Below are 23,666 nucleotides of genomic sequence, written 5' to 3' on the forward strand. Positions count from 1 at the left end.
TCAAACTCTCCAATTGTATTCTTGGTTTGCTTGAACCGGCGTTCCCCGAGACCCGGCTAAGGAGTCTCGGCTCGCTGATTCGTCGGCACTTCCCTCTCGCTGCGCTTTTCAGCGCTGCTCTTGAGGTAAAGCGCCCTCAAAAAATTGACTGCGGGTTTCCGCAATCCATTACTACTTGGGCTTGCTATTTGGTTTTCAAAGACCGAGCCGCTTGTTTTGCTTCGCGACTTTTGCTACCGTCTACTTCGTTGCCGGTTTGTTTCGCCCGGCGGGTTGCAGCTTCTATTTCAGTTCGCAGTCAGCGTCAACTTCGCTTTTGCGTCCTGCGGGCTGCTTCGAATCTCGTCGGCGCCGTCCAGTGACTTCCGCCGCTTCTTTTCGAAGGGGAGCGGCTTCTACTTCAGCGCCGCGCTCCCTGTCAACCGCTTGCTGTCAGCTTTCCTCACCGCTTTGCGTCCGTCGTGTTGCTTTCCGGACTGTTGCTTCTTCGGTGGGGCGCGGCTTCTATCTCTTCGCCGCGTTCGCTGTCAACTCGCTCGTTGACTGCCCTATTTCCTTGTCGGTGCTGCTCTCTCCTCGAAGTGCCTTCCGCGCCAATGCGCGGGCTTCGAAGCGAGGGGCGCGGCTTGTACCACCACCGCATCCGCGATCAACCATTTTGGTGGCGACCGTTTGCTGCTGTCCGCCCTCTGCGTTCCGACCTGCTGCCTTCGGTCCGGTTCGGGCGGGGCGCGGCTTCTACCTCTTTGCCGCGTTCGGGATCAACAACCTTCGTCGATCCTTTTCTTCCCCCGCGCTGACTTTCCGAGGCCCGGGGGCCGGCGGTTCGTTGCGCGGAGGTCCAGTCTCTAACGCTTCGGTTCGGCGACGTCAAACCCTGATTGATCCGGGCCTGATCATTCGTCCTCAGCCGCCGGGGATATGGGCACGCCGTTCCAAGGTGTGAACCCCCGGCTCCGGCTTTCCCCCTTCCCCGTCACTTCCCTCGGCGTGCCGCCTGCTCCTCATCCGGAGAGGCGCGCCATCGCGTCCCGAGGAGCCCATCAACCAGGGGGAAGGTGATGTTGAAGTTGTGCCGGCCCATCCGGACGGGATCGTGGTGCACCTGGTGGTGACGCCGGAGGAAGGAGATGCCGGGCAGCCGGGCGCTCCAGTGGTTGCCCGGCAGGTGCGTGGTGAAGTGCACCCATTCGTACGCCAGGTAGTAGCCGAGCGCCGTGGCGACGAAGAGCCAGCCCGCGTTGGGGGAAATCAGCAGGAAGCAGAGCGCTCCGAGCGGGGCGGCGATGGCTCCCAGGAAGAAGAGGAGCAGCACCGGCGGGAAGAGCACCATCTTGAAGTCCCGGGGGGACTCGTACGCCATCGCCTCATGGGTGAAGAAGCGGTGGTGCTGGACGGTGTGCCGCTCGAACACCAGGCCCAGGCCCCGGGTGCGGTGGTGCATGGGGCCCCGGTGGCCGAGGAATTCAACCGTGTTCGCGAGCGCGATGACGGCGGGGACCCCGAGCAGCTCCCAGAGGCGGGGGGCCTCCACCTGGCTCAGCGCCAGGGCGATTCCCCCCAGGCAGACGAGGCTGGTGAAGGCGAAGTGGATTTGCCCCCGGTAGCCGGGCCCGATGGCCCGGGCCCGGTACTCCTCACGGAAGGCCTGGACCTTGCGGGGGACAGAGGGCGGTTCCATGCGTCAGGAGCGCTTCGTCCCCTTGCCTTCCGAGGGCTCTTCCTTCCGGCGTGCGAGCGACTTCTGCAGCTTCTTCATGCGGTCCAGGATGAGGGTCCGCTTCAGGCTGGAGAGGTGGTCCACGAAGACGTGGCCGTCCAGGTGGTCGATTTCGTGCTGGAGCACGTGCGCGAGCCGGCCGTCCGCCTCCAGTTCGTGCCACTGGGCCGTCTTGTCCTGGTAGCGGACCTTCACGCGCTCGACGCGGGGGCACTTCTCCCAGACGTCCGGCACGGAGAGGCAGCCCTCCTCCAGCTTCACGCTCCCCTCCTTCGAGAGCATCTGGGGGTTCACGATTTCGAACTGGGTGCCGTCCTCGCGGCCGACGATGGCCACTCGAAGGGGGATTCCCACCTGGTTGGCCGCGATACCGATGCCCTTGGCTTCCGCCATGGCCTCCGACATCTCCTGGAGGAGCGTTTCGAGCGCCGGGCCGAAGTCGGTCACGGGCTGGGTGGGCGAGGTGAGAACCTTGTGGGGCCAGATGACGATGTCGCGAGCCATGCGGCGGACTCTGCCATGCGGCCCCTTCCATTGCTCGGCAGTTCCGCTAGACCGGCGGCATGCACCCGAACGCCCAGCTCATCACCGACTTCTATTCGGCCTTCCAGCGGCGCGACGCCGACGGCATGGCCGCCTGCTACCACCCGGACGTGGAGTTCAACGACGCCGTGTTCCAGGGCCTGCGCTACGCGGGGGCCACCTCCATGTGGCGCATGCTGCTGGAGCGCGGCAAGGACCTGGAGCTCGTCTTCAGCCAGGTCCAGGCCGATGACCGCACCGGCAGCGCCCACTGGGATGCGACCTACACGTTCAGCCAGACGGGACGGAAGGTGCTCAACCGCATCGACGCGACCTTCGAGTTCAAGGACGGGAAGATTGTCCGCCACACCGACCGGTTCCCCTTCTGGACCTGGTCGCGGCAGGCGCTGGGGCCGGTGGGATGGGCGCTCGGGTGGACGCCGCTCCTGCACAACAAGGTGCGTGCCCAGGGCGCCGCGGGCCTGCGCAAGTACATGAAGGAGCGCGGCGTCACCGGAGCCTGAGGGAGCCTGAGGGAGCCTGAGGGGCAGAGACTCACTCCCTCACGTCGAGCGTCTTCAGCGTCACGGGGTCCCTGGGGCTCCGGCGTGAGAGGGTCGCCTCGCAGCGCACCTGGCCCATCCAGTCCGTGTAGCGCAGCGACGCCCTGCCGTCCGCGTGCAGCCACAGCGTCGCGTGACCGTGGTTGCCCCGGTCCTGGCGCACGCCCGTCCATTCCGGGAAGCGCGGCCGGGACTCGAAGAAGCGGACCGGCGCCACCGGGTACTCCGGGGCGTCCCTGCGCTCGAAGGGGAAGCCTCCGTGGCCCAGGCTGGCGCCGAGGAAGGGCAGCCCCGGTGCTCGGTCGTAGAGCGCTCCGGCCTGGGCGCCTCCCCAGCACCAGAGGTCCACCCACTCGCGCTCCACGACCAGCGTGCTCAGGTCCTCCGTCACCAGCGGGGCGAGCCGCGCCGCGTCCGGACCGTAGGGCGCGGCGTGGGTCAGCAGGATGTTCATCGCTCCTCGACGGCGCCCCTCCGACAGGCGTTGCTCCAGCCATTGCAGCAGCGCGGGCTCGCGGTGGCGGCCCGCTTCGAACCACGCGGTGTCCAGGCCGATGAGCTGGAAGCGCTCGGCGGCGAGGCAGAAGTAGCTGCCCTCCTGCGGGTGACGGGAGCTCGCGCCCCGGCGCTCGTCCAGGTAGCGGAAGTAGGCGCCCGCGCCCGAGCGCATCTCCGGCGGCGCGTTCAGCGTCAGCAGCGCTGTCGTCCCGAGCAGCGGCTCCAGCGGCTCCGCCACGTGCGCGTCGAATTCGCCCTGGCGGCCCGAGTAGAAGACGCCGCCCAGGTGCACCGCGCAGTCCAGGCGCTCGCCGCGCATCACCAGCTGCCGGGCGATGTACCGGGAGGAGTATTCGCCCGTGCCGAAGTCCCCGAAGAGCGCCACCTCCACCGGCTGGCCCGGCTCCGGCTCCCTCAGCGGATAGACGAAGCGGCTCTTCGCTCCGAAGTGCCAGCGGAAGGGGGCCTGCCGCGCCGCCGCGCCCTGCTCCAGCCACACGGGGCCGCTGAACAACAGCCAGCCTCGCAGGTCCGATTGCGGCTCGAAGCGCGTGCGCGTGGGGTCGATGGGGATCTCCTCCGTCCTCAGCGGGAAGGTGAAGTCCGCGGGCAGACCTCCCGTCCCCTGACGGGCGTGGCGCTCCACCGCGGCCAGCTGCTCCTGGAGCTGGCCGGGGTCCGTGAAGAGCAGCTCGAGCTCTCGCAGCGCCTCCACGAACGCGCCCACCGTGACCCTCGCGCCCAGGCCACTCTCCGTCCAGCGCAGCACGTCCTCCGGCTCCCGCAGGAAGGCGGACCTGAGCGCCTCCAGCTCCTCCGGGCCGAGGAGGGGCAGGTCCGTGTCCTCCGGCGGCGGTGCTTCCGCCGGCACGGCCCTTCCGCTCGCGGGCGGCCGATAGCCGAGCGATTCGTAGAGCGGATTCCACCTGCTTTCCATGCGTCCCCCTGGTGATGGCGTCGGATGCCCAGGGACGTATTCTCCCAGGCATCCCCGACACTCCTGCTCACCCTGGGGTGCCGCTCAGGGCGTAGAGGCGCCCGTGCCTTCCTTCCGGAAGGTGTAGAGCGTGTAGTACGAGCCGGTGGCGAAGCCGGGCAGCTTGAGCGGGTTGAACACGCTCAGGTTCGTCATCACGCCGCCCACGAAACCCGGCGGCACCTCCACCAGCTTGAGCGCGCCTCCCGCGAGCACCACGCCCGCCTGGGGCTGGTCGTTGCTCACGAGCACGCATTCGCCCTGCGCGGTGAAGGCTCCCACCGGCAGGAGGAAGCGCGCGTGGAACGGGACCTGCGAGCCCGGGGTGAAGGCCCGGTCCGTCAGCCGGAAGCAGGCCGTGGCCGAGCCCACCCTTTCGTAGCCGCCGTCACCGGCGGGCACGTAGAGGCCCGCGCCCAGCTTCACGGTGGGCGTGAAGGGCGCCGCCGCGCACACCGCTTCATCCGGTGGCGTCGCGGCGTCCTCCTGCGAGCGAAAGGCATACACCCACTCGCCGCCGGACTGCAGCCGCACCGTGGCTCCTGCCTGTTCCTGGGACATGTCCAAACCCATCCTTCGTCGAGGACAGCGAGGACTGCGTGGGTCGTGCTCCGGTCACTGCCAGGACAGCGCGTACTCCGTGTCCACCGGGCCCGTCTGCCGGCCCTTCACCTGGACGCCTCGGGCACCGAGCGCCTCGATGACCGCCTGGAGCACGCCTTCGTGGTACGCGGGCGGCATGAAGTCCCGCCTCATGATGAGCTTGCCCGCGCGGTCGCTGGTCCACTCCACGCTGCGCTCGCCGTAGCTCACCGCCGCGCGGTAGCCCGTGGGCAGGTTCGTCACCAGCCGCTTGGGGCTGTCACCCGCGAGCAGCAGCAGCGTCTTGCCCGCCGCCGACGACAGGAAGTCCGTGGTGGCCTGCGTGCCCATCTTGCGCAACATCGCGTCGAAGCCGCCCAGCTGCGGACCCATCAGCTGCGCTCCCGTGAAGGACAGCTTCAGGAAGCCCGCCACCGGGTAGTTGAAGAAGTCCACGAACTTCTTCTCCTGCACCACCGCCAGGCACTTCTCCACCGCGGCATCGCCGCCCAGGATGCGCACCGCGTTCAACGCGCCATTGAAGAACATGCCTCGGGCCGTGTCGTCGGGGGTCGACAGGGCCAGACGCTTCTCCAGGTCCTGGGCAATGGCCGGTTCCAGGACCGCGACTTCCTTGCGCTGCTCACTCATAGAGGGGGGAATCTCCGGGGGGGAGGAGATGAAGACCCGTGCGCACTACAGCCGCACGAGCTGGGCCCCATAATGGACGTTGGCACCGACAGCCGCCACCACCACCAGGTCCCCACTGCCGAGTGCAACACGACCCTGCTCCAGGTCGTCCGCCAGGAGAATCAACATCCCGGCCGCGGACGTGTTGCCAATGCGATCCACGTTGCAGGCCACGGACTCCTTCGGCAGGCCCGCGCGGGCCACGAACGCGTCCATCACCCGCTTGTTGGGCTGGTGGAAGTAGTAGCGCTTCACCTGTTCACGCAGCGTGGGGGTGAGCACCGCGTCCAGGCACTTCTGCATGTACTCCGGGTAGCTGCGCGCGACCTTGAAGCCGTCCACCACGAAGGCCATGTCGGACGGGCGCGTGCGACCCGGCTGGTAGGGCAGCTTCAGCATGCCGCCGCCCCGGCGCGACACGAGCTCCGCGTACGCGTTGCCGGAGAACGAGGAGAGGATGCCCGGACCGTCCTCGTCACCCTCCTCCCTGCGCAGCACCACCGCGCCCGCGCCGTCCCCGAAGACATACATGGACAGGTAGGCGTTGAGCGCCTTGGGGCGGCCCGGCGTGGGCGGCAGCTCGTCCGTGTAGACCTCCCGGTTGAGCAGCGGCGAGGTGAACGCCGAGGCCACCACCGCCACCGTGCGGAAGCGGCCGCCTTCCATCATCTTGCGCACCAGGTCCAGCACGTAGGGCGTGCCGCCGCAGCCGTCGTCCACCACCAGCGCGAAGGCGTCCTCGCGCAGGCCCAGCCGCTCGTGCAGGGCCATGGCGTCGTGGTTGAAGTGCGGCGCGTCCGGGGTGCACGTCACCACGAAGAGCGCGTCCAGCTCCTTCGCCTCCACGCCGCCGCGGGAGAGGGCCTGGCGCAGCGACACCTCGCACATGTCCGTGTTCGTCGCCGGGTAGAAGCGCCCCAGCACGTCGTCCGGCGGAGGGATGGCGCGGCCCGTCTCGTCGTCGAAGTCCCAGAGGAAGCGGCGCTCCTTGATGCCAATCTTTTCTTCGATGCGGGCGGCCGACCAGCCGGGGATCGCCTTCGCGATCCGCTCGTTGGAGATGGTCCGTGCTGGGACGAACGAACCCGCGCCCACCACACACACCCGTTCGGTCATTTCCATGGCCTCGCGATTTCACAGCCTTGCCGGACGGGATGGATTCCCTGGCATGCGTGCATAGAGCACGTTCCAGGCCACTTCCTAAGCCCTTGGAAAGACGGAGTTCCTGTTTCTGGACGAGTCACTCGTGAAGTACAGGCCAGGACAGAACCGCCCTGGAGGCCTGTGAAATCCGCAGGATGCGGAATACTTCAGAAGTGAAGGCATCGACGTGGAATGAATCACACGCGATGTGTCAATTCACCGATAGTGGACACCGGGATTACTCACGGTGTCTGCCATTGGGCCGCGGATGTCAATCGCCCGCGAGCCTTGCAGGGGTCGCTCCACTTCTATTGCGAGCAGAGGGACCCTTTGGATCTTCCCGCGGCCACTTTTCATGGCCGCAGGAGGTGTCCGAGGCGGACCTCAGAAGGGGATGTTGTCGTCGTCGCCGGGGGGCGGGATGTCGCCGTCGTCCGGCGGGTTGCCGTAGCCGTAGCCACCGCCACGGCCTCCTCCGCCACCGCGCGCGGGGGGCTCGCCACCGCCGCCGCCCTCACCGCGCTGCCGGGCGATCTCCGTCTCGATGGCGGTCAGGAGCTGGCGCTCCTTGTCGTGCCAGCGCGACTTGCTGGGGTCCGCCAGGGAGCGGCGCGCGCCGTTGGCGTAGAACTCCAGGTCCTGGAGGCTGGCGCCGTAGACGGGGGCGCCCTTGCTGCGGCCGTAGTTGGGCAGGAGCGTGCCGTCGCCACCGCCGCCACCGGACGGGGCGCCCGAGGACGCGGGGCGGCGATACGCCGGGGCCGACGCCGCGACGGGCGTGGCGCTCATGGACAGCTCGCCCAGCTGCAGCGTGAAGCCTTCGCCGTTCCTGTACGCCGTGCCCACCCGAACCTGCTCCACCGAACCGTCGGGACGGCGGACCGCGACGGTGACTGGATATTGCTCGCTCATGGGGCCGGGATTCACACCGCCACGGCCCGCATGTCAATGGAAGGAAGCAACCCGTGTCGGGGTTGAGGCACGCACGGCGGGCCGCTCGGGGCGACCCGTCACGCGGGGAGGCGCACGGGCGACGTCCTCCGTCAGGTCAGCGACACCATGCCGCCGCTGGAGCCCTTCTTGCGCAGCCACGCCTTGGGCTTGGGCGGCGCCGCGGGCGCGACCGGCTTCGCCGCTTCCTTCAGCGCCTGGCTGCCCGCGCGCCCCCGCGGCAGCGTGACGTCCGGGACCGACTGCGACTTCGCGCCATCCACCCACGCGTCCGGGCGGCGGCCCGTGCGGATGAGCAGGCGCAGCTTCTGGTAGTGCGCCGAGCAGTAGCCCTTGGAGCGGCTCTGGCGCTTGCAACCGATGACGGCGCAGGCCTCGTTGCCTTCCGCGGCGGCGGCCTTCGGCGGACGGCCCGGAGACTTCGCGGCGGGCGCCTTCACGGGCGCGGCCTTCGCAACCGGCGTCTTCGCGGCGGGCGTCTTCGCGGCAGGCGTCTTCGCGGCGGGCGTCTTCGCGGCCTTCGCGGCGGGCGCGGCCTTCGCGGCGGCCTTCGGCGGACGGCCCGGACGGCGGCGAGCGACCGGCTCCGGCGCCAGCGTGGGCGTCCGCACGCCCGCCACGGCTCCCAGGCGGCTGGACAGCGGCGCCAGGCGGTCGGTCACCGCGCGCAGTGCATCCAACGCATCCAGCCCCTTGGCCATACGGGCCACGGCCTTCTGAACGGGAGCCAGTTGCAGTTGCAACTCGCGGCGGACCATGTCGCGAAGTTCGGTTTCAAGGGAAAGTGGGGCCATGTGGGGCAGGATATACACCCAACCGCCTGGGGAGGGATGGAAACATTCCCCAGGATGTTAAAGGAACCATCCATGACTCCGGTTCCCACTCCTGTTCGCTTCCGCGGCACCGACTCCTACCTCACGAGCGAGGGCCTGCAGGCGGCCGTCAATTGCGCCCTCACGCTCCAGCGTCCCCTGCTGGTCAAGGGCGAGCCCGGCACGGGCAAGACGCTGCTGGCGGAAGCGATTGCCCAGGGACTGGGATTGAAGCTGCTCACCTGGCACGTGAAGAGCACCACGCGCGCGCAGGACGGCTTGTATGTCTACGACACCGTGCAGCGGCTGTATGACTCGCGCTTCGGGGACGGGGACGTGCGAGACATCCGGCGATACATCCGCATGGGGCCCCTGGGCGAGGCGTTCGCTGCTCCGGAGCGCGTGGTGCTGCTCATCGACGAAGTGGACAAGGCGGACCTGGAGTTCCCCAACGACCTGCTCCACGAGCTGGACCGGATGCGCTTCCGCATCTCCGAGACCAACGACGAGGTGGTGGCGAAGCACCGCCCCGTGGTGCTCATCACCAGCAACAACGAGAAGGAATTGCCTGACGCGTTCCTGCGCCGGTGCGTGTTCCACTTCATCGACTTCCCGGAGCGCGAGCTCATGCAGCGCATCGTGGACGTGCACCACCCGGGGCTGGACTCCGCGCTGGCGGACCAGGCGCTCAAGGTCTTCTACGAGCTGCGCGCGATGACGCGCCTGCGCAAGCGGCCGTCCACCAGCGAGCTCATCGACTGGATTTCGGTGCTCAAGGCCAACGGCGTCGTGGAGTTGAAGCTGGAGGAGCAGCTGCCGTTCCTGGGCGCGCTGCTCAAGAAGGAGCAGGACCTGGTGGCGGTGGCGGAAGCCTTCGGCCGCGGCCGGCGGACGCGCGCGTAAAGGGCACGGGGCCACGCCATGTTCCTGCCGTTCTTCTACGAGCTGCGAAAGCGCGGGGTGAAGGTGGGCGCGCAGGAGGCGCTCGCCCTGGCCGGGGCGCTGAAGGCCGGGCTGCATGACAGCAGCCTGGATGGGTTCTACCACGTGGCTCGCGCGCTCCTGGTGCACTCGGAGACGCAGCTGGATGCCTTTGACCAGGCGTTCCTCTCTCACTTCCAGGGCGTCGCTTCCGACGCGCTGAAGCTCACCGAGGAGCTGTTGTCCTGGCTGGAGGAGGCGAAGGAGCGCACCGACCTGAGCCCGGAGGAGCTGGCGCTCCTGGAGCAGTGGGATCCAGAGGAGCTGCGGCGGCAGCTGGAGCAGCGGCTGAAGGAGCAGACCGAGCGCCACGACGGCGGCACGCGCTGGGTGGGCACGGGCGGCGCGTCTGCCTTTGGCAACAACGGCGCGGCCCGGCAGGGCGTGCGCATTGGCGGCACGGGCGGACGTCAGGGCCAGGCGCTGTGGCAGGCCGGGGCTCGCAAGTACGCGGGCTACCGCGACGACCTGGTGCTGGACACCCGGCAGCTGGCGGTGGCGCTGCGCAAGCTGCGGGCCTTCGCGCGCGAGGGCGTGGCGGAGGAGCTGGACGTGGACGAGAGCATCGCCGCCACCGCGAAGAACGCGGGTGAGCTGGAGGTGGTGACACGTCCGCCGCGCCGCCCCAACACGCGCGTGGTGCTGTGCATGGACGTGGGCGGCTCCATGGACCCGTACGCGCACCTGGTGAGCCGGCTGTTTAGCGTCGCCAGCCAGGCCACGCACTTCAAGGAGCTGCGCACCTACTACTTCCACAACTGCGTCTACGGGAAGCTGTACGCCACGCCGCAGCTGACGGGCGGCATCACCGTGCCGGAGCTCACCGCGCAGGTGGGGAGGCATCACAAGCTGGTGATGGTGGGCGATGCGTCCATGGCCCCGTATGAGCTGGGCATCCGCACGGATGCCAATGGCCAGTACCGCCAGGAGGGGCTGGAAGGGCTCACGTGGCTGATGCAACTGGCGCAGCACTTCGAGCGCAACGTGTGGCTCAACCCGGAGCCTCGCGGGTCGTGGCGCTCGGGCAGCATCGCGGTCATCGCCAATGTGTTCCCCATGTTCTCCCTCACCGTGGAGGGACTGGGTGAGGCGGTGAACCACCTCACCCGGGGGAAGACGCCCCGGGGCGCGATGGCGCGGCGTTGATTCCTGGAATGGACGTGCGCCCGTCGACGGATGGGCGTGTTTCGTGCGGCGCGGCGGACCCAGTTACGGCATGGTGCGCCCGCGACGCAGGCTCAGCGCGGGAGGCCGCATGACGACCGAGAAGATCGATACCCAGGCAATCAACACCATCCGCACGCTGTCCATGGACGCGGTGGAGAAGGCCCACTCCGGCCACCCGGGCGCGCCCATGGCGCTGGCTCCCGTGGCCTACCAGCTGTGGCAGCAGGAGCTGAGATACGACCCGGCCACGCCGAACTGGCCGGACCGCGACCGCTTCATCCTGTCCAATGGCCACGCGTCCATGCTGCTCTACAGCCTGCTGCACCTGGCCGGCGTGAAGCGCGTGAAGGACGCCAAGGTCACCGACGTCCCGGCCGTGTCCCTGGACGACATCCGCAACTTCCGCCAGCTGGACTCCGCCACGCCGGGCCACCCGGAGTACCACTGGACCACCGGCGTGGAGACCACCACCGGCCCCCTGGGCGCGGGCGTCTCCAACAGCGTGGGCATGGCCATCGCCAGCAAGTGGCTGGGCGCCCACTTCAACAAGCCCGGCTTCGACCTGTTCACCCATGACGTCTACGCCCTGTGCGGCGACGGCGACATGATGGAGGGCGTGGCGTCCGAGGCCGCTTCGCTCGCGGGCCACCTGAAGCTGCCCAACCTGTGCTGGATCTACGACAGCAACCACATCTCCATCGACGGCAGCACCGACCTGGCCTTCACCGAGGACGTGGGCCGCCGCTTCGAGGGCTACGGCTGGCGCGTGCTCAAGGTCACCGACGCCAACGACCTGGACGCGCTGTCCAAGGCCTACAAGTCCTTCAAGGACGAGCGCGGCAAGCCCACGCTCATCATCGTCAACTCGTTCATCGGCTTCGGCTCGCCCAAGAAGCAGGGCTCCGCCAGCGCTCACGGCGAGCCCCTGGGCGCCGATGAAATCAAGGCCACCAAGAAGGCCTACGGCTGGCCCGAGGACGCGCAGTTCCTGGTGCCCGACGGCGTGCGCGAGCGCTTCCAGGAGCGCATGGGCGCTCGCGGCAAGGCGCTGCATGACGCGTGGGAGAAGTCCCTGGCGGACTACCGCAAGCAGCACCCGGAGCTGGCTCGCGAGCTGGACGCGCTGCTCAAGCGCGAGCTGCCCGAGGGCTGGGACAAGGAGCTGCCGGTGTTCCCCGTGGACGCGAAGGGCATGGCCACCCGTGAGTCCGGCGGCAAGGTGCTCAACGCGCTGGCGAAGAACTACCCGTGGCTCGTGGGCGGCTCCGCGGACCTGAACCCGTCCACGAAGACGTACATCTCCTCGTCCACGTCCTTGAAGCCGGGCGAGTACTCGGGGCGCAACATCCACTTCGGTGTGCGCGAGCACGCGATGGGCTCCGTGGTCAACGGCCTCAACCTGAGCCACGTGCGCGGCTACGGCGCCACGTTCCTCATCTTCAGTGACTACGAGCGCCCCGCCATGCGCCTGTCGTCCCTGATGGAGATTCCGTCCATCCACATCTTCACGCACGACTCCATTGGCCTGGGCGAGGACGGCCCCACGCACCAGCCGGTGGAGCAGCTGATGTCCCTGCGCGCGGTGCCGGGCAACATCGTGCTGCGCCCCGGCGACGCCAACGAGGTGACCGAGGCGTGGCGCTACATCGCGCAGCAGCAGCACCACCCGGTGGTGCTCGTGCTGTCGCGCCAGCCGGTGCCCACGCTGGACCGCACGAAGTTCGCCCCCGCGTCCGGCGTGGCCAAGGGCGCGTACACGCTGCTGGAGGCGGAGGGCGGCACGCCGGACGTCATCCTCATCGGCACCGGCACGGAGGTGGCGCTGGTGGTGGAGGCCGCGGAGAAGCTCAAGGCGGAGGGCGTGAAGGCGCGCGTGGTGAGCATGCCTTCGTGGGAGCTGTTCGAGCAGCAGCCCCAGGACTACCAGGACAGCGTGCTGCCCCCGGGCGTGAAGGCTCGCGTCTCCGTGGAGAAGGGCGCGGCGTTCGGCTGGGAGCGCTGGGTGGGCAACACGGGCAGCGTCATCGGCATGCGCAGCTTCGGCGCGTCCGCCCCCATCAAGGCGCTGCAGCAGAAGTTCGGCTTCACCGTGGAGAACGTGGTGAAGGAAGCGCACGCCACCATCGCCAAGGCGAAGAAGCACTGACGCGCCTGTAGAAAAAAGAAGGGCCCCGGACCCTCCCCCGAAGGTCCGGGACCCTTCTGACTTCCAATCCCCCCTGCTTCACATCAGGCCGCGTAGAACACGGGGCGCGTGGGGCGCGGGTTGCTGATGAACTTCATCTCGTTGATCATCTTCTTGAAGTCCTTCTGGTCGATGCCCGTGGAGCCCTGGGCCTGCGAGCGGGTGGCGTACTTCTCGTAGGTGTCGACCACCTTCTTCGCCTCGGGCGTGAGGCGGTCGTAGTTCTGGCGGGCCCACTTCATCGTGTCGGTGAACTCGGTGCCGGCCGCCTGGCCGTCCAGGTCGCCCGCGCCCTTCTCGATGGCGGCGGTCAGGTCGTTGCCGGAGATCTTCCCCTTCTTGGCGTCCAGGCCCTCCAGCGCGTTGCGCATGGAGCTGTCGTGGAAGGTCTTGAAGCCCTCCATCTTCTTGAACATGGCGTCCGCCTCCTTCTGGGTCATGCCCTCCGGGCCGGCCTTCTTCGCGGCCTGCTGGTAGGTCTTCAGGACCTCCTTGGCCTCGGGCGTGAGGCGGCTCTCGTTCTTGGCGGCCCACTTCTCGAACTCCTTCAGCTCGGAGGTGGAGGAGTGGCCGTCCGTGTCGGAGATGCCGTCCTTGATGGCCTTGGTGAGGTCCTCGCCGGAGATGGGGCCGCTCTGCTTGTCGAGCGCCTCCGTGGCCTTGCGGGCGCTCACGTCACCGGCGCCCACCTGGCGCAGCTCCTTGTTCATGGCGGCGGTCTCCGCGTCGGTGAGGCCGGAGCGGCCCTGGGCCTGCGCCGCCTTCGTGTGCTTGCGGTAGACGTCCAGGACCTCCTTGGCCTCCGGGGACAGGCGGCCCTCGTTCTTGGCGGCCCACTTCTCGAACTCCTTCAGCTCCGCGCCGCCGGCCTGGCCGTCGTGGTCCGCGGTGCCGTTCTTGATGGCGCGGGCCATGTCCTGCCCGGACACCGTGCCGCCGTGGGTCTTGCTGTCCAGGTGGGCGAGCGCCTTCTTCGCGCTGGCGTCACCCACGTCGCGCATCTCCGAGAGCATCTTCTTGAAGTCGCCCTGGGGGATGCCGGACTCGCCGCGCGACTGGGAGAGCGCCGCGTACTTGCTGTAGAGGTCCATCACCTGGCGGGCTTCCGGGGTGAGGCGCTCGCGGTTGTTGGCGGCCCAGTCCGCGACGGCGCGGTACTCACCGGAGGCGGCCTGGCCGTCCAGGTCCCCGACCGCGGCCTCGATGCTGTCCGCGAACTGCTCCGCGCTGATGGAGCCGGAGGTCTGGTTCAGCTTGTTCATCTCCACCATGGCGCCCAGGTCCTTGGGCTGCCAGTTGTCACGCGAGGGGGTGCCCCAGCAGCCGTGGCCCTGCGTGGAGAAGCGGTCGCCGATGTGCTGCTGGGACTTCAGGTCCTGGAGCTGCGCCTTCATCCCCGCCATCTGCGCCTTCATGTTGTTGAGGGTGGCCTTCATCTCCGCCGCCTGCTTCGCCGGGGACGAGGTGCCGCGCAGGACCGCGAGCTGCTTGTCGTTGACGGTCGCCTTGTTGAGGGTGGCGGTGACGGTGGACTTGATGGTGGTCATTTTTGATCTCCGGGTGGAGCGGCTTCCTTTGCGGAAGCGGTCATGCCGGGACCTATTGCGCGCGTCGTGCCAGCCCCCCGGGCCAGCACACCCTGAAGGATTCCATGGGGTTACGCGGCGATGACGCGAGAGCCGGGGTGGTGACAACAGTCACCACCGGTGATGACAGTCATCATCCCCCCCGCCCCCGGGGTGGTGACGAAAGGCATCACTTCCTAGACGCCGCCGCGCAGCTCCGTCTCGGGCCAGAGGGCTCCGTCCCTGGGGGTGAGCAGGAAGGTCAGCTTCCCCTGGTGGAAGCCGCGCACCGGGCCCGGGGGCTCCGGATAGCCCGGGGGCAGGCGCCAATCTGGAGGCTGGAGCGGCGTGGCGGCGATGGACTGGCCCTGGCGCAGGGCTCCCACGTCCTGGTCCGTGAGCGCTCGTGAGTGCGTCCAGGGGAGCAGGTCGCGGCCGTGCCGTTCGATGCGCGCGCCGGGGCCGGGGTCCTTCCACGGGCCGATGGCCGTGCGCTTCAGCGCGGAGAGGTGCGCGCCGCAGCCGAGCGCGCGCCCCAGGTCCCGGGCCAGCGAGCGGACGTAGTAGCCGCCACGGCAGGTGAGCTCCAACGTGCTGGCCTTGGGCAGGTCGTGCGACAGCCAGCGCGCGGTGTGCAGGTACACGCGCGAGGGAGGCAGGTCCACGGCCTCGCCCCGGTGGGCCTTGCGGTAGGCGGGCTCTCCGCCGAGCTTCTTCGCGCTGGTGGCGGGGGGCACCTGCTCCGTCCAGCCGAGGAACGGGCGCAGCGCTGCTTCGAGGCGCTCGGGGGTGAGCGCGGTCGCGTCTCCCTGGTGCACGGGGCGGCCGTGCAGGTCTCCGGTGTCCATCTCCGTGCCCCACTCCACGCGGGCCTCGTAGACCTTGGGCGCCGCGTGCAGGTGTTCGAAGAGGTGCGTGGCCGGGCCCACCAGCATCAGCAGCAGCCCTTCCGCGAACGGATCCAACGTGCCGCCGTGGACCAGCGCCGTGCGGCGGCCGGGCCTCGTTGCCTGAGCCTCCTCCTGGAAGGCTCGGACGGTGGCGAAGCTGGTGGCGCCCACGGGCTTGTGCGTGAGGTAGAGGCCGGGGGTCATTCGTCGCTTCCGTTCCGCTTCACCGTCGTCGCGCCCTGCTGCTTCTCCAGGTGCACGGGCGAGGTGCCGGTCTTGTCCGCGATGACTCGCGCCAGGGCCTCCGCGTGCGTCGTCACCCAGACCTGGCTGTATTCGGACGCGCGCACGATGAGCCGGCCCAGGGGCTCCAGCAGGTCCGGGTGCAGGCTGGTCTCCGGTTCGTTCAGCGCGAGGAACGGCGGCGGCCTGGGACTGAGCAGCGCCGCCAGCAGGCACAGGTAGCGCAGCGTCCCGTCCGACAACTCCGGCGCGGCCATGGGCCTCGACAGGCCGGGCATGTGCAGGAAGAGGCTGAAGCGGCCGTTCTCCGCTCGAATCTCCAGCCGTGCTCCGGGGAAGGCGTCGTCGATGCCCTGCTCCAGGGCGCGGTCATCGCCAATCTCCCAGAGGGTCTGGAGCGCCGCCGCCAGGTCGCGCCCGTCCGACGCGAGCACCGGCGTGCGCACGCCCACCTGCGGGTGCCGGGGCGGCGCGTCCGGGTCCGTGCGGAAGTGGTGGTAGAAGCGCCACGCGCTCAGCGTGCGCTGGACCTCTCCCAGCCTGGGGAAGCGGTGCGGTTCGGCGAGCTGATCCATCACCGACTCCCCGCTCCAGAGCTCCGTGGGGAACGTGATGCGCTTGCCGTCCGCGTCGCGGATGAAGGCCGTGCGGTCCTTGCGCTCCATCAACACCAGACGCCGGCCTCCGGCGTTCGCCCAGAGGTGCTCCTCCTTCACCTCCGGATCCAGGGTGAACATCGTCTGGGGTGGCGACGTGGGCACCACGCCGCACTGCAATTCGTAGGTGAGGTCGTCCAGGTCCACCGTCACACGCATGCGCGCCGGCTTCTTGGGGTCACGGGGGCCGGCCCACATCACGCTCGAGGTGCCGCCCTCGTCCGCCAGCGTTCGCGCGAGCCTGCCCTCCGCCGCCGCCGCGAGCAGGTACAGCGCGCGGTACAGGTTCGTCTTGCCGCTGCCGTTGGGGCCCACCACCACGGTCACCGGCCCCAGCTCCAGGTGGAGCTGACGCACGGAGCGATAGCCTGCGATGTCCAGACGTGTGAGGGCCATGACGTGCGCGCGAGCCTATCCGGCCTCCTACCGAGGCGGCCCTACCTTCGTCCGGCCACTGCCCACCTCCCGGCACAGCGCCCAGCCGTTACGGCACCCGCAGGTCCGCTTCCAGGTCCCCGGTCACGAGGACGCCACCTGTCCGCCGTGACGTGACAGCGCGTGAGCGACGATGAACTCCCAGTCCGGGGGGCTCCGCGCTTCGGGGATGGAGATGGGCTCGAAGGCCTGCCGCGTCAGCGCGGCCTCCAGCGCCTCCGCCATGCTGTCGCGCTAGACTTCCCGCGGCTTCGCGTCGGCCGTGGACCGCGAAGCCCGCGCAGGAGCCTTCATCCCATGACGTCTTCCCTTCGCATTCTGGGCACGGGCCTGTTCGCCTGCGCCCTGTCCCTGTCCGGCTGTAGCGACTCCAACCCTCCCGGACCGGGACCGTCGGAGCCGAAGCCCCCCGTCGAGCTCACCGACTACATCGACGTGGTCCCCAACGAGCCCTGCATGGACGCGAGCTACGCGAAGCCGAGCGCGAACTGCTCCGACCCGGCCAGCTTCAACCTGACCGGCTGTGACTTGAAGGCGGTGGGCGCCCTGGAGCCCTCCGGCGTCTACCAGGCCATCTTCCGCTACAACGCCACGAGCACGTTCGGCACGGGCTTCCGCCTGGATACCACCCCCAGCTTCCTGGGCGACCCCCTGGTGCGCAACGAGGTGGGCCCCCAGGGGTTCTTCATCACCGGGGAGATCATGAACTCCCAGCTCCGGTTGCAGCGGTACGCGCTCGCGGGCTGCCGCGTGCCGGCGCCCGGCCACCTCACCGGCTGCTTCGTGCGCTGCACCGACGGCGTGCCGGACTACTCCGGCACCTTCCACGCCCAGCGGATGAACCTGAACCAGGAAGAGGACACCGGCGCCAGGGACATGCGCCTCGTCTCCGAGTCCGCCATCCCGGAGGGAGACCCCGTGGACGTCTACGTCACCAAGGGCCACGCCTACGTGGTGTCCCTGCCGCGAGGCACGACGGAGGACGGAGGCCTGAACGTCTTCAACGTGGCGGACCCGGCCCACCCCACGCTCGTCACCCGCGTGAGCCTGCCCAACGACAACTACTGGAACGGCGTCTGGGCCAAGGGCGACGCGCTCTACGTCGCCAGCGCCAACTCCGGCGTCGTCGTCTTCGACATCACCGACCCGGCGAATCCCCAGTACGTGCGCGCGCTGCCCGGCGGCGCCATCAACGTGCACACCGTGTTCGTGGACGGCGACCGGCTGTACGCCATGTCCCCGTCTCCCAACGGGGAGACGCTGCTGTTCGACGTGGCCTCGCCGCTGGAGCCCCAGCTGCTCGGCCGCATCTCCGTGCCGCGAGAGGCGGGCGTCAGCTACCCGCACGACGCGTTCGCCTACCAGGACCGGCTCTACGTCAACCACACGCGCACCGGTTACGTCGTCGTGGACGTCACCCGCCCGGACGTGACGCCCGTGCTGGGCACGTATGCCTTCGACGGCCAGTACAGCCACGCGAGCGCGGTGGGCACCCTCAACGGGCGCACCATCGCCTTCGAGGGCGGCGAGCGCTTCGGCGCGCACCTGCGCGTGCTGGACGTCACCGACCCGGCGAAGATCCGCCTCATCGGCGAGGTGAAGAAGCGCCCGCAGACGTCCATCCACAACATGGTGCTGGTGGGCACGCGGCTCTACGTGGCCTGGTACCACGAGGGCGTGCGCGTCTTCGACGTGGCCGAGCCCGAGCGCCCGAAGGAGATCGCGGCCTTCGACTCCTTCCAGGAGGCGCACCCGCGCAGCACCGACAGCCTCTACCAGGGGGCCATCGGCATGCGCGTGCCCGGCGACGGGCACGTGTACGTCGTGGACCTGTCGCGCGGGCTGCTGGTGCTGGCGGAGCCGTGACGCGCGGGCGTCACTCCGCTTCGATGCGGTTGCGGCCGTTCTCCTTCGCCCGGTAGAGCCGGGCGTCCGCGACGCGCAGCAGCTCGTCCAGGGTGGTGCCGTCACCCGGCGCCACCGCGAGCCCCGCGCTGAAGGTGACGTGGAAGGTCTCGCCCCCGTCGCCCTCGAAGGTCATCGCGGACAGCTCCTCCGCCGTGCGGGAGAGGATCTCCTTCGCGCTCTCCGGCGTCTCGCCCAGCAGCGCGACGACGAACTCCTCGCCGCCCCAGCGGGCGCGCAGGTCCTCGCGGCGGAAGCGCGCGCCCAGGAGCCGCCCCAGCCGCATCAGCACGCGGTCCCCCGCGAGGTGGCCGTGCTGGTCGTTCACCTTCTTGAAGTGGTCCACGTCCAGGAAGCACAGCGCCAGCGGCTTGTCGCTCCGGCGCGCCTCCGACAGGCGCGTGCCCACCGCCTCCACGAAGGGACGGCGCAGCATCAGGCCGGTGAGCGCGTCGCGCTCCGTGCGCTCGCGCGACAGCCGCGCCCGCTCCAGCCGCGCGTGCACGCGGGCGCGCAGCTCCTCCTTCAGCACGGGCTTGGCCAGGTAGTCATCCGCGCCGGCCTGGAACGCGGCCAGCCGGAACTCCAGCCCCACCTGCGCGGTGATGAGCAGGATGGGCAGCTCCTGCCACTCCGGCGTCAGGCGCAGGATGCGGCACAAATCAAACCCGCTGGGCCCGGGCATCTGCACGTCCAGGAGCAGCAGGTCCGGGCGGTGCTGCGCGAGCGCGTCCAAGAGGCCGTAGGCGTTCTCCAGCCCCACCACCTCCACCGCGTCGCTCACCAGCGCCTGGGAGAGGGCGCGCACCGCCTCCGGGTCGTCATCCACCACCATCACCTTCGCGCGCTCCAGCCGGCGCGTGGCCACCAGCCGCTCCGCCGCGGTGGCGAAGTCCTGCTGGGTGAAGGGCCGGGGCAGGAACAGCGACGCGCCCGCGTGCGCCGCGTGCACGCGCTCCTGGAGGCCGCTGCCCGTGCTGGAGAAGGCCAGCGGCAGGGACTGGTGGCCCTCCATCGCGCGCAGCGCGCTCGCGGTGGCGAGCCCCGCCTCACCCATGTGCAGGAGCGCCCCGTCCACCCACTGCTTCTCCACTGCGGCGCAGGCCTCCTGGGGCGTGGCGGCCGTCACCACGCGCACCCCTTCGCGCTCGCCCATCCGGCGCGCGTCCGCGAGCACGGCCGCGTCCTCGTCCACCACGAGCAGCGTGCCCATGGCGGCGACCACCGCCTCTTCGGGCTCCAGCTCCGGGGTGAGGACCGGCAGCGACACGCGGTCCTCCAGCGCGCGGAAGCCCGCGTCCACCCGGGCCCAGTCCAGCGTGCCCCCGGTCTTCACCGGACGGAGCACGTCCTCCAGCGCGCCCGCCGTGATGCTCACGTCGCGGAAGCCGTAGCTGCCCGCGGTGCCGTGCAGCTTGTGCACGACGCTGTAGGCCTCCTCCATGGCCGCCGCGTCGCCGTGGCGCCCCTTGCCGAGCAGGGCCTGGAGCGTGGCCAGCCGCTCCGGCAGCTTCGCGCCGTAGTCCGCGCTCAAGAGGGCCAGGCTGGCCGCGAAGTCATCCACGGGCTCCGCGTCCTCCGCCTCGTCCTGGGCCTCCGGAGGCGGGGGCGGCGGCTGTGCCACCGCGAAGAGCTGCTCCAGCCACACCGCCAGCTCCTCCGGCCGGTAGGGCTTGTGCACCACGCGCGCCACGCCCAGCTGGCGCGTGAGCAGCTCATGGCTCTTCAGGTCCTTCCAGAAGGCGGACGCGAAGAGCACCGGCAGGTCCGGCTTCGTCTTGCGCAGCTCGCGGATGAAGTCCGCGCCCGTCATGCCCGGCAGCAGGCCGTCCACGATGGCGGCGTCCACCGGCTTGGATTGGAGCACCTCGCGCGCCTCGGCGGCGGTGCGGGCGGGGGTCACCTGGTAGCCCTTGTCCCGCAGGAAGGTGCAGACCAGGGCCTGGAGGTCTCGGTCGTCCTCCAGGAAGAGGAGCGTCTTGGCGCTACGCGCGGTGCTCATGGCATCGCCTTTCGGGGCCCGGCCGCGGCGTCGCGGCGGGCCAGCAGTCCGTTGAGCAGCTCCCGCACGGAGGCCACCAGCTCTTCTTCGGAAGCGCGGGCCTTCGTCAGGTGCCGGGTGATGCCCAGGGTGAGCTGGCGCTGGTCGGTGCGCGACAGCTCGCGGCCGGTGAAGACGATGAGCGGCGTGGCGCGGCCCTTGCCCTGGCGCAGGATGTCCACGACCTCGAAGCCGTCCAGCCGCGGCAGCCCCACGTCCAGCACGATGAGGTCCGGGGGCGTGTCGCGCGCGAGCGCCACCGCGCTCTCTCCGTCCGCCGCTTCGATGCACAGCGCGCCCAGCCGTTCGAACTGCGCGCACAGCACCCGGCGCGTGGTGGCGTCGTCGTCCACCACCAGCACGCGCGCCTGGCCCGGCTGGCGCATGGCGTAACGCAGTGTCTTGAGCAACCGGGTTTCATCCACGGGCGTGGGCAGCCAGTCCACCAGCAGCGCCGTGCCCGCGTCCTTCGCTCCCTGCTGCGAGCGCCCGGCCAGGGCCAGCACGGGCAGTTCGCGCGTGCGCGGCTGCTCCCGCAGGCGGTGCACCCAGTCCAGCACGGTGCCGTCCGGCATCTGCGTGTCCACCAGCAGCGCGTCCGGCAGCGCGTGCTCCACCGCCTGCATGGCCTCCGTGAGCGTGGCGGCGCGCACCACCCGGTAGCCCTCGTGCGACAGCAGGCCGCGCAGGAGCGCGGACAGCTCCGTGTCCGCGGTGACGATGAGCACGTTGTGGCGCGACTCGTCCCGGGGCAGCGGCGCGACGGACGGGGCGCGCAGGGCCTCCAGGGTGAAGTGGAAGGTGGCGCCCTGGCCCGGGGGACTCGACACGTCGATGCGTCCGCCGTGCTGCTCCACGATGGCCTGCGAGATGGCCAGCCCCAGGCCGGTGCCGCCCTTGGAGCGGGTGTCGGACGCGTCCAGCTGCTGGAAGCGGCCGAAGAGGCGGGGGAGCTTCTCCTCCGGGATGCCGGAGCCCTGGTCCGTGACGCTGAAGCGCACCCGGCCGTCCGCCGTGAAGCCGGCCGCCACCACCACGGACGCGCCCTGGGGCGAGAACTTGATGGCGTTGGAGACCAGGTTGGTGAGCACCTGGATGAGCCGGTCGCGGTCGCCCTTCACCTGCGGCGCGCCCTCCACGTCCGAGCGCAGGGTGACGTGCGCCGTCTCCGCCATGCCCTGCACGCCCGCGAGCGTGGACTCCACCAGGTCCTGCGCCGCCTGCGGCTGGAGCTTCAGCTCCAGCATCCCGGACTCCATCTTCTCCAGGTCCAGGATGTCGTTGATGAGGCGGATGAGCCGTTCGGTGTTGGTGCGCGCGATGCGCACCATGTCCAGCGCCTGCGAGGGCAGCTCCCCCACGATGCCGTTCTCCAGGAGGCCCAGCGAGCCGCGGATGGAGGTGAGCGGCGTGCGCAGCTCGTGGCTCACGGTGGAGATGAACTCGTTCTTCATCCGCTCCACGGCCTTGCGCTCCGTGAGGTCGCGCACGAAGACGGTGGTGCGCGGCGGGCCGTCCGCGTGCACGCGCGCGAAGGTGAGCTCCGCGGGGAACACGTCGCCGTCCGCGCGCAGGCACGGTGATTCCAGGCGCGCCGCGCCGCTCTCCTGGAGGAGCGCGGCGTGGACGGCCTCCCGCTGCGAGGCAGGCAGCGACGCGGGCAGCGCCAGCGACAGGAAGTCCGCGCCCACCGCCCGCGCGGACGGCAGGCGGAAGTGGGACGCCGCCGCGGGGTTGAACTCCGCGACGCGGCCGGACTCGTCCAGCACCACGATGCCGTCCGGCGACGCCTCCAGGATGGCCGCCTTGCGCGCGTCGCTGGCCCGCGCCTCCGCGCTCGCGGCGGACAGGGCCTGGGTGCGCTCCGCCACGCGCGCCTCCAGCCCCCGGTTGAGCTCGCCCAGCGCCGCGGACGCCCGCGCCAGCCGCACCAGCACGACGAGCACGTAGACCACCAGCAGCAGGCACACGCCGAAGAGGACGATGCGCGTGCGCTCCGCGCGGGCCTGGGACTGCTCCTGGAGCTGGAGGTACGTGGTGATGAGGCGCTCGGCCTCGCCGGTGGCGCCGTGGTCCAGCAGCGCCTGGAAGGACGCGTCCGTGGCGCGCTGGAGCGCCATCAGCTCCCGCGTGCGGGCCTCCAGGGTGTCCAGCGAGGCGATGGCGGGGGCGGCCAGCGGCTGCTGCTCACGCGCCCGGGCCAGCCGCGCCAGCGAGGCCTCCACGCGGGCCCCCGACGCCTCTCCCGGAGCGCGCGAGGCGAGCAGCACGTCCACGTCCATCCCCTCCACGTGCGCGCGCGGCGCGCCCTGGGGCAGCGCGGCGGCGGTGGCGGCGATGACGCCGGGGAAGGCCTCCCGCAGGGCGGCGAGCTGCTGGTCCTTCCCGCGGGCCTCCGCCAGGATTGCGCGCGAGCCCTCCAGCACGCGCAGGTACGTGTCCAGGGAGGCGTTGAGCGAGCGCATGCCCTCCGCCGGGAGGAAGCCGGGCGCCGAGCGCAGCTGACGGGCGCGGGCGGCGAGCGCGTCGAAGTCCCGGTCGGAGGAGCCGTGCAGCTGCGCCATGCCCACGCGCTGGCGCAGCACGTCCTGTTCCAGCTCCGACGTGGCCACGCGCAGCTGCCGCAGCTGGGTGCGGTAGTGGTCGTGGTCGGCGGTGGAGCCCGGGCGGCCCAGGATGAACAGGGCACACAGCAGCACCAGGGCGCCAGCGGCCAGCGCGGCGGAGCGTTTGGACAGGCGGGGTTCCATCAGGGCACCAGGCGGCGGATTTCCTGCGGCAGGGTCATGGGGTCGAACGGCTTGCCGATGACGCCCACCGCGCCCAGCTCCAGGTAGCGCGCCACCTCCTGCTTCTGGACCTTGGCGGTCATGAAGATGATGGGCGTGTTCGCGGTGGCGGGCTGGGCGCGCAGCCGGCCGAACGTGGTGGGCCCGTCCATGCCGGGCATCATCACGTCCAGGAGGATGAGGTCGGGGCCCTCCTGGCCCGCCTTCTCCAGGGCCTCCGCGCCGGAGGACGCGAGCACCGTCTTCCATCCCCCCACCCGGCTCAGGCTCAGCTGCCCGATGGTGCGGATGTCATCCTCATCGTCCACGAGCAGGACCTTCTCGATTTTCGCCATGGGAGGGAGTGCTCCAG

Annotated in this window: 20 protein-coding genes; 5 read left to right on the forward strand and 15 right to left on the reverse strand. The window is 70.0% G+C overall.

Annotation, left to right across the window (positions count from 1 at the left end; translation table 11 throughout):
- Window positions 1–976: 976 nt before the first annotated feature.
- A complete protein-coding gene (locus D7W82_RS10715) occupies window positions 977–1,681 on the reverse strand; it encodes a sterol desaturase family protein (protein WP_120618246.1) in 705 nt (234 codons plus the stop codon).
- Between the two features lie 3 nt (window positions 1,682–1,684).
- A complete protein-coding gene (gene def / locus D7W82_RS10720) occupies window positions 1,685–2,224 on the reverse strand; it encodes a peptide deformylase (protein WP_120618247.1) in 540 nt (179 codons plus the stop codon).
- Between the two features lie 59 nt (window positions 2,225–2,283).
- On the opposite strand from def, the gene D7W82_RS10725 reads away from it, so the two are divergent.
- On the forward strand, window positions 2,284–2,766 hold the full coding sequence (locus D7W82_RS10725; protein WP_120618248.1) for a nuclear transport factor 2 family protein: 483 nt from the start codon (window positions 2,284–2,286) through the stop codon (window positions 2,764–2,766).
- A gap of 31 nt (window positions 2,767–2,797) precedes the next feature.
- On the opposite strand, the gene D7W82_RS10730 is transcribed toward D7W82_RS10725, so the two are convergent.
- The 6 genes from D7W82_RS10730 to D7W82_RS10755 all read right to left on the reverse strand — a co-directional run bounded on the left by D7W82_RS10730 (window position 2,798) and on the right by D7W82_RS10755 (window position 8,346).
- Window positions 2,798–4,240 carry a hypothetical protein gene (locus tag D7W82_RS10730; RefSeq protein WP_120618249.1) on the reverse strand — a complete coding sequence of 481 codons (1,443 nt, stop codon included), beginning with the start codon at window positions 4,238–4,240 and terminating at the stop codon, window positions 2,798–2,800.
- Between the two features lie 84 nt (window positions 4,241–4,324).
- Complete coding sequence (locus D7W82_RS10735; RefSeq protein WP_120618250.1) at window positions 4,325–4,840, reverse strand: hypothetical protein; 516 nt, start codon at window positions 4,838–4,840, stop codon at window positions 4,325–4,327.
- Between the two features lie 54 nt (window positions 4,841–4,894).
- Window positions 4,895–5,512 carry a DUF2378 family protein gene (locus D7W82_RS10740; RefSeq protein WP_120618251.1) on the reverse strand — a complete coding sequence of 206 codons (618 nt, stop codon included), beginning with the start codon at window positions 5,510–5,512 and terminating at the stop codon, window positions 4,895–4,897.
- A gap of 45 nt (window positions 5,513–5,557) precedes the next feature.
- A complete protein-coding gene (locus tag D7W82_RS10745) occupies window positions 5,558–6,667 on the reverse strand; it encodes a 3-oxoacyl-ACP synthase III family protein (RefSeq protein WP_120618252.1) in 1,110 nt (369 codons plus the stop codon).
- Between the two features lie 411 nt (window positions 6,668–7,078).
- Window positions 7,079–7,606 carry a hypothetical protein gene (locus tag D7W82_RS10750; RefSeq protein ID WP_120618253.1) on the reverse strand — a complete coding sequence of 176 codons (528 nt, stop codon included), beginning with the start codon at window positions 7,604–7,606 and terminating at the stop codon, window positions 7,079–7,081.
- A 131-nt stretch (window positions 7,607–7,737) separates the two neighbouring features.
- Window positions 7,738–8,346 (reverse strand): vegetative protein, encoded by a 609-nt coding sequence (locus D7W82_RS10755; RefSeq protein ID WP_370450980.1) that lies wholly within the window; start codon window positions 8,344–8,346, stop codon window positions 7,738–7,740.
- A gap of 165 nt (window positions 8,347–8,511) precedes the next feature.
- On the opposite strand from D7W82_RS10755, the gene D7W82_RS10760 reads away from it, so the two are divergent.
- From D7W82_RS10760 to tkt, 3 genes are all read left to right on the forward strand, one after another.
- Window positions 8,512–9,360 carry a MoxR family ATPase gene (locus D7W82_RS10760; RefSeq protein ID WP_120618255.1) on the forward strand — a complete coding sequence of 283 codons (849 nt, stop codon included), beginning with the start codon at window positions 8,512–8,514 and terminating at the stop codon, window positions 9,358–9,360.
- Window positions 9,361–9,378: 18 nt separating this feature from the next.
- Window positions 9,379–10,584 carry a VWA domain-containing protein gene (locus D7W82_RS10765; RefSeq protein WP_120592322.1) on the forward strand — a complete coding sequence of 402 codons (1,206 nt, stop codon included), beginning with the start codon at window positions 9,379–9,381 and terminating at the stop codon, window positions 10,582–10,584.
- 109 nt (window positions 10,585–10,693) lie between these two features.
- A complete protein-coding gene (gene tkt / locus D7W82_RS10770; RefSeq protein WP_120618256.1) occupies window positions 10,694–12,751 on the forward strand; it encodes a transketolase in 2,058 nt (685 codons plus the stop codon).
- Window positions 12,752–12,834: 83 nt separating this feature from the next.
- Here the strand turns inward: tkt and D7W82_RS10775 are convergent, their stop codons facing one another.
- The 4 genes from D7W82_RS10775 to D7W82_RS40490 all read right to left on the reverse strand — a co-directional run bounded on the left by D7W82_RS10775 (window position 12,835) and on the right by D7W82_RS40490 (window position 16,804).
- The gene (locus D7W82_RS10775; RefSeq protein ID WP_120618257.1) at window positions 12,835–14,337 is read right to left on the reverse strand and encodes a hypothetical protein; all 1,503 of its coding nucleotides are present in this window, start codon (window positions 14,335–14,337) and stop codon (window positions 12,835–12,837) included.
- A gap of 215 nt (window positions 14,338–14,552) precedes the next feature.
- Window positions 14,553–15,449: a tRNA pseudouridine(55) synthase TruB gene (gene truB / locus D7W82_RS10780; protein WP_120618258.1), complete on the reverse strand. Its 897-nt coding sequence runs from the start codon at window positions 15,447–15,449 to the stop codon at window positions 14,553–14,555.
- Window positions 15,446–16,540 carry an AAA family ATPase gene (locus D7W82_RS10785; protein ID WP_120618259.1) on the reverse strand — a complete coding sequence of 365 codons (1,095 nt, stop codon included), beginning with the start codon at window positions 16,538–16,540 and terminating at the stop codon, window positions 15,446–15,448. The genes truB and D7W82_RS10785 overlap by 4 nt, the downstream gene beginning before the upstream one ends.
- Window positions 16,541–16,663: 123 nt before the next feature.
- Window positions 16,664–16,804, reverse strand: a complete 141-nt coding sequence (locus tag D7W82_RS40490) for a hypothetical protein (protein WP_158617632.1) — start codon at window positions 16,802–16,804, stop codon at window positions 16,664–16,666.
- A 72-nt stretch (window positions 16,805–16,876) separates the two neighbouring features.
- Here D7W82_RS40490 and D7W82_RS10790 point away from each other — a divergent pair, with 72 nt between their 5' ends.
- Entirely contained in the window at window positions 16,877–18,445 is a 1,569-nt protein-coding gene (locus D7W82_RS10790) for an LVIVD repeat-containing protein (protein WP_120618260.1), read from the forward strand.
- Window positions 18,446–18,455: 10 nt separating this feature from the next.
- Here the strand turns inward: D7W82_RS10790 and D7W82_RS10795 are convergent, their stop codons facing one another.
- From D7W82_RS10795 to D7W82_RS10805, 3 genes are read right to left on the reverse strand one after another with little or no spacing between them, the layout of a single operon-like run.
- Complete coding sequence (locus tag D7W82_RS10795) at window positions 18,456–20,486, reverse strand: response regulator (RefSeq protein ID WP_120618261.1); 2,031 nt, start codon at window positions 20,484–20,486, stop codon at window positions 18,456–18,458.
- Entirely contained in the window at window positions 20,483–23,275 is a 2,793-nt protein-coding gene (locus tag D7W82_RS10800) for an ATP-binding protein (RefSeq protein WP_120618262.1), read from the reverse strand. Before D7W82_RS10800 ends, D7W82_RS10795 begins: the two co-directional genes overlap by 4 nt.
- Window positions 23,275–23,649, reverse strand: a complete 375-nt coding sequence (locus D7W82_RS10805; protein ID WP_014400722.1) for a response regulator — start codon at window positions 23,647–23,649, stop codon at window positions 23,275–23,277. The genes D7W82_RS10800 and D7W82_RS10805 overlap by 1 nt, the downstream gene beginning before the upstream one ends.
- Window positions 23,650–23,666 lie beyond the last annotated feature (17 nt).

Source organism: Corallococcus sp. CA049B, from assembly GCF_003611685.1.
Classification (GTDB): Bacteria; Myxococcota; Myxococcia; order Myxococcales; family Myxococcaceae; genus Corallococcus; species Corallococcus coralloides.